This is a genomic window from Spiroplasma sp. hy2 (assembly GCF_044714365.1).
Lineage (GTDB): Bacteria > Bacillota_I > Bacilli_A > Mycoplasmatales > Mycoplasmataceae > Spiroplasma > Spiroplasma phoeniceum.
Window position 1 is genome coordinate 1 of record NZ_RXFZ02000050.1, and the last position, 5953, is coordinate 5953.

General features: G+C 42.2%; 1 protein-coding gene and 3 rRNA genes. All 4 read right to left on the minus strand.

Annotation, left to right across the window (positions count from 1 at the left end; all coding sequences use genetic code 4):
* Positions 1-168: 168 nt before the first annotated feature.
* The 4 genes from rrf to EHV01_RS02595 all read right to left on the minus strand — a co-directional run bounded on the left by rrf (position 169) and on the right by EHV01_RS02595 (position 5834).
* Positions 169-275, minus strand: a 5S ribosomal RNA gene (gene rrf, locus EHV01_RS02580).
* Between the two features lie 72 nt (positions 276-347).
* A 23S ribosomal RNA gene (locus EHV01_RS02585) occupies positions 348-3258 on the minus strand.
* A 273-nt stretch (positions 3259-3531) separates the two neighbouring features.
* A 16S ribosomal RNA gene (locus tag EHV01_RS02590) occupies positions 3532-5051 on the minus strand.
* Together the 16S, 23S and 5S rRNA genes form the textbook arrangement of a ribosomal RNA operon.
* Before the next feature lie 459 nt (positions 5052-5510).
* Positions 5511-5834 carry a single-stranded DNA-binding protein gene (locus EHV01_RS02595; protein WP_422066068.1) on the minus strand — a complete coding sequence of 108 codons (324 nt, stop codon included), beginning with the start codon at positions 5832-5834 and terminating at the stop codon, positions 5511-5513.
* Between the last annotated feature and the right edge of the window lie 119 nt (positions 5835-5953).

Consider the following 5953-nt stretch of genomic DNA (forward strand, 5'->3'; position numbering starts at 1 on the left):
WAATCAAATTTATCAAATTTCATAATTTTAGATTCCTATAATTTCTATTTTAAATATATTTTATAGGAATTTTAAAATAACTAGGTTATGCAAGAAGTCTATTATAACATATTTGTAAAATACTAAGAAAGTAAAAATATTTTAAAAAAAGGTCAAAACCTTTTTTCAACCTGGCACTGCCCTATTTTCACCTTGCGGCTATCGTCGGCGTAATAGTGCTTAACTTCCGTGTTCGGGATGGGAACGGGTGTGTCCACTATGCCATAAGCACCAGATTATATCTGAGGGAAATTATCCGCTCAAAACTAGATAATAAACTGTCTAAAATTTGTAAATAAGCTCTCGCTTTTTTGAAGTCCTCGACCTATTAGTATTGGTTAGCTGAACACGTCGCCGTGCTTACACATCCAACCTATCAACCTTGTCGTCTTCAAGGGGTCTTACTCCATAAAGGATGGGAAATCTCATCTTAAAGTATGCTTCTCGCTTAGATGCCTTCAGCGATTATCATTTCCACACATAGCTACCCAGCTGTGCCACTGGCGTGACAACTGGAGCACCAGAGGTGTGTCTATCCCGGTCCTCTCGTACTAGGGACAGATCTCTTCAAATTTCCTACGCCCACAACAGATAGGGACCAAACTGTCTCACGACGTTCTGAACCCAGCTCGCGTACCGCTTTAATGGGCGAACAGCCCAACCCTTGGAACCAACTTCAGCTCCAGGATGCGATGAGCCGACATCGAGGTGCCAAACCTCCCCGTCGATGTGAACTCTTGGGGGAGATCAGCCTGTTATCCCCAGGGTAACTTTTATCCGTTGAGCGACGGCCCTTCCACACGGGACCGCCGGATCACTAAGCCCAGCTTTCGCTCCTGTTCGACTTGTAAGTCTTACAGTCAAGCACCCTTCTACCTTTGCGCTCTATGTATGATTTCTGACCATACTGAGGGTACCTTTGGGCGCCTCCGTTACATTTTAGGAGGCGACCGCCCCAGTCAAACTACCCACCTGACACTGTCTCTGATCTGGCTTACAGATCTAGGTTAGGATTCCGACATAACAAGGGTGGTATTCCAAGGATGACTCCACAACAACTAGCGTTACTGCTTCAAAGTCTCCCACCTATCCTATACATGCTATATCAAAACCCAATATCAAGCTATAGTAAAGCTCCATGGGGTCTTTCCGTCTAGTTGCGGGTAACCTGCATCTTCACAGGTACTAAAATTTCACCGAGTCTGCAGCCGAGACAGCGAAGGGATCATTACGCCTTTCGTGCGGGTCAGAACTTACCTGACAAGGAATTTCGCTACCTTAGGACCGTTATAGTTACGGCCGCCGTTCACTGGGGCTTCGGTTCAAAGCTTCGCTAATGCTAACTAATTCCCTTAACCTTCCAGCACTGGGCAGGCGTCACCCCCTATACGTCGTCTTACGACTTTGCAGAGAGCTGTGTTTTTGCTAAACAGTTCCCCCTTCCTCTTCACTGCGGCTCATATTACTATGAGCACCCCTTCTCGCTAACTTACGGGGTTATTTTGCAGAGTTCCTTAGCTACAGTTATCTCGCTTGCCTTAGGATTCTCTCCTTGACCACGTGTGTTCGTTCTAGGTACAGGCACCATATAAATAGTACTAGAAGCTTTTCTTGGAAGCATGGAGTCATATACTTCGCTACTAGGCGAACCGTTCGCTCCCCATCACACTTCAAGGTTATGCAAGGCGGATTTGCCAACCTTACCCTCTTTGTGCTTAGCCCGGAATCCAATAACCGGGATATACTATCTTTCTCCGTCACTCCATCGCTCTATATGGTGGTACAGGAATATCAACCTGTTGTCCATCGACTACGCCTTTCGGCCTCGCCTTAGGTCCTGACTAACCCTGGGTGGACGAACCTTGCCCAGGAAACCTTGGTCAAACGGCATGAGGGATTCTCACCCTCAAACGTTACTCATGCCGGCATTCTCACTTCTAACCAGTCCAGCAGTCCTCACGGTCTACCTTCATCCCTGTTAGAACGCTCCCCTACCGCCCTGTATATAAATACAAAACCCATAGCTTCGGTATTATGCTTAGCCCCGGTACATTTTCGGCGCAAAGTTACTCGACTAGTGAGCTGTTACGCACTCTTTAAAGGGTGGCTGCTTCTAAGCCAACCTCCTAGCTGTCTAAGCGACTTCACATCCTTACACACTTAGCATAAATTTTGGGACCTTAGCTGATGATCTGGGCTGTTTCCCTTACGTGCATGGACCTTATCACCCATGTACTGACTGCCGAGTATACAAAATTGGCATTCGGAGTTTAATTGCATTCAGTACCCTTAGGTGGGGCCATCATACATTTAGTGCTCTACCTCCAACTTGCTAACCTCGACGCTAGCCCTAAAGCTATATCGGGGAGAACCAGCTATCTCCAGGTTCGATTGGAATTTCACCTCTAGCCACAAGTCATCCGCGGTCTTTTCAACGAACGTCGGTTCGGTCCTCCATTAAGTTTTACCTCAACTTCAACCTGCTCATGGCTAGATCACCTGGTTTCGGGTCTATGACAACATACTAAACGCCCTATTAAGGCTCGCTTTAACTACGGCTCCGTATTTTCTACTTAACCTTGCATGCTATCATAACTCGCCGGCTCATTCTACAAAAGGCACGCCGTCACCCATTAACGGGCTTCGACTTCTTGTAGGCATATGGTTTCAGGTACTATTTCACTCCCCTCCCGGGGTGCTTTTCACCTTTCCCTCACGGTACTGGTTCACTATCGGTGAATAGGTAGTATTTAGCCTTACGCGGTGGTCCGCGTTGATTCCGACAAGATTTCACGTGTCTCGCCGTACTCAGGATACCATTTCGAGTCTTGTCTATTTCATATACGGGGCTATCACCCTCTGTGGCATGGTTTTCCAACCATTTCTACTATAAACAAGTTTTGTAACTCTACTATTATGGTCCTACAACCCCAGATAAATCTGGTTTGGGCTGTTCCCCGTTCGCTCGCCGCTACTAAGAGAATCGCTTTCGCTTTCTTTTCCTCTAGGTACTAAGATGTTTCAATTCCCTAGGTATACCTTCACTATAACTATTTATTTATTATAGGATGATGAGAGATTAATCTCACCGGGTTTCCCCATTCGGACATGTCCGGATCAAAGCTTACTTCCAGCTCCCCGAACCTTATCGCAGGTAGTCACGTCCTTCATCGTCTCCTATTCCCAAGGCATTCACCATACGCCCTTTGTAACTTCAAAGTTTTATAAATTATTTGACCTGATTTTAAATCAGTTTTTTGAGAATTATTTACAAATATAACTGTGAAATTTTAGTTATTTTTTAAAAATAACAGAAATTTTGAATTATTGTTATTTTAATCACTTGATTAAAATAACAAGATGTCTATTATCCAGTTTTCAAAGAACAATTCCAATAACATTTACTTGTTATTGTCAGAGAAACTAATCTCTGAAAACTAAACATAACGGTCATTAAAACTAGTTAATTACTATAAAGTATTAACTCCATAGAAAGGAGGTGATCCATCCGCACGTTCTCGTACGGATACCTTGTTACGACTTCACCCTAATCATCAATCCTACCTTGGGCGGCTTTCTCCTTGCGGTTAGAATACCGACTTCTGGTATTATCAACTCTCATGGTGTGACGGGCGGTGTGTACAAGACCCGAGAACGTATTCACCGCGACATTACTGATTCGCGATTACTAGCGATTCCGGCTTCATGAGGGCGAGTTGCAGCCTTCAATCCGAACTGAGATCGGCTTTTTCAGATTAGCTCCCTCTTACGAGATCGCAACTGTTTGTACCGACCATTGTAGCACGTGTGTAGCCCAAGACATAAGGGGCATGCTGATTTGACGTCATCCCCACCTTCCTCTAGTTTACACTAGCAGTCCCGTTAGAGTATCTCAACTTAATGGAGTAACTAACGGTAAGGGTTGCGCTCGTTACTGGACTTAACCAAACACCTCACGGCACGAGCTGACGACAACCATGCACCACCTGTCTCAATGTTAACCTCCACTGTATTTCTACAGCTTTGCACTGGATGTCAAGCCTTGGTAAGGTTCTTCGCGTTGCTTCGAATTAAACCACATGCTCCACCGCTTGTGCGGGTCCCCGTCAATTCCTTTGAGTTTCACTCTTGCGAGCATACTACTCAGGCGGAGTACTTAATGCGTTAGCTGCAGCACCGAACTTAGTCCGACACTTAGTACTCATCGTTTACGGCGTAGACTACTAGGGTATCTAATCCTATTTGCTCCCTACGCTTTCGTGCCTAAACGTCAGTGATAGGCCAGTCGACCGCCTTCGCCACTGGTGTTCCTCCATATATCTACGCATTTCACCGCTACACATGGAATTCCATCGACTTCTCCTACACTCTAACTTAACAGTTTTCAAGGCGAACTGGAGTTGAGCTCCAGGATTTGACCCCAAACTTGTTAAACCGTCTGCGCACGCTTTACGCCCAATAAATCCGGATAACGCTTGCCACCTATGTATTACCGCGGCTGCTGGCACATAGTTAGCCGTGGCTTTCTGGTAAGGTACCGTCAAATAAGTATCATTTCTTATACTTACTGTTCTTCCCTTACAACAGACCTTTACAATCCGAAGACCGTCTTCAGTCACGCGGCATTGCTCCATCAGGCTTTCGCCCATTGTGAAAAATTCCCTACTGCTGCCTCCCGTAGGAGTTCGGGCCGTGTCTCAGTCCCGATGTGGCCGATCAACCTCTCAGTTCGGCTACGTATCATTGTCTTGGTAGGCCATTACCCAACCAACTAACTAATACGCCGCATCCTCATCCATTAGTGATCCAAACGGACCTTTTAACATTCTCTGATGCCAGAAAATGTCGTATGCGGTATTAGCAGTCGTTTCCAACTGTTATCCCCCGCTAATGGGTAGATTAGATACGTGTTACTCACCCGTTCGCCACTGGGTGCAAGCACCCCGTTCGACTTGCATGTATTAGGCATGCCGCCAGCGTTCATCCTGAGCCAGGATCAAACTCTCATTAAAAAAATATCGTTTTTGTTCCTAGCTTTAATGACGGATATTCATTGATTAAATGATTATCTTTTGTTGTTATGTTTAGTTTTCAAAGATCGTTCTTGTGGCAGCAAAACACTTTTCAAATCATACAAAATTATGCGTTTATTGTCAATAACTTTTGACTCTTTTTTTCATATTTTTAGTATTGTTTTTGATAATGTAAGTAAGTATTTTATTTACAATTAAGTAATAAATTACTACTAACTGACACCTTTATAAGTATATAAAATCCTCATTTTTTTGCAAGTGTTTTTAGCAAAAATATTAATTTTTTTTATAAAAAAATAATTACTTAAAAAGACCTTATTTTAATTTCTTTTTCTTGAAACTATTGTTTTCCTTGGTATTAAATTTTAATTTATTTATATAAAAAACCACTTCAAAAGAAATGGCTAATTGGTATTAAGTTAATAATATTAAGTAATGTTAGTTAAAACTGCTTAAATATGTAACACGGTCAGCAATTATATCGTTATAATAATTTTCTTCATCAAAATTATTGGAACGAAATGATTGAATTCGCCCTTTAACAGCAATAATTATTTTATCACGTAAACTAATATCTAAATCATCGATATTATTTGTTCATACTTTAACATTAACTAAATCACTATCATAGTTACCATCTTTATTTTTAAAAGGGCACTGAATCTTTAGTAAAAATTTCATTAGTTTTCGTTCTGCTTCTTTTTTATCATAAATAATTTCATAAGTTCCTTCTACTTGCCCAACCAATATTACTTGATTCATATTACTTGATTCATTAGACTTCTTGCATAACCTAGTTATTTTAAAATTCCTATAAAATATATTTAAAATAGAAATTATAGGAATCTAAAATTATGAAATTTGATAAATTTGATTTWATA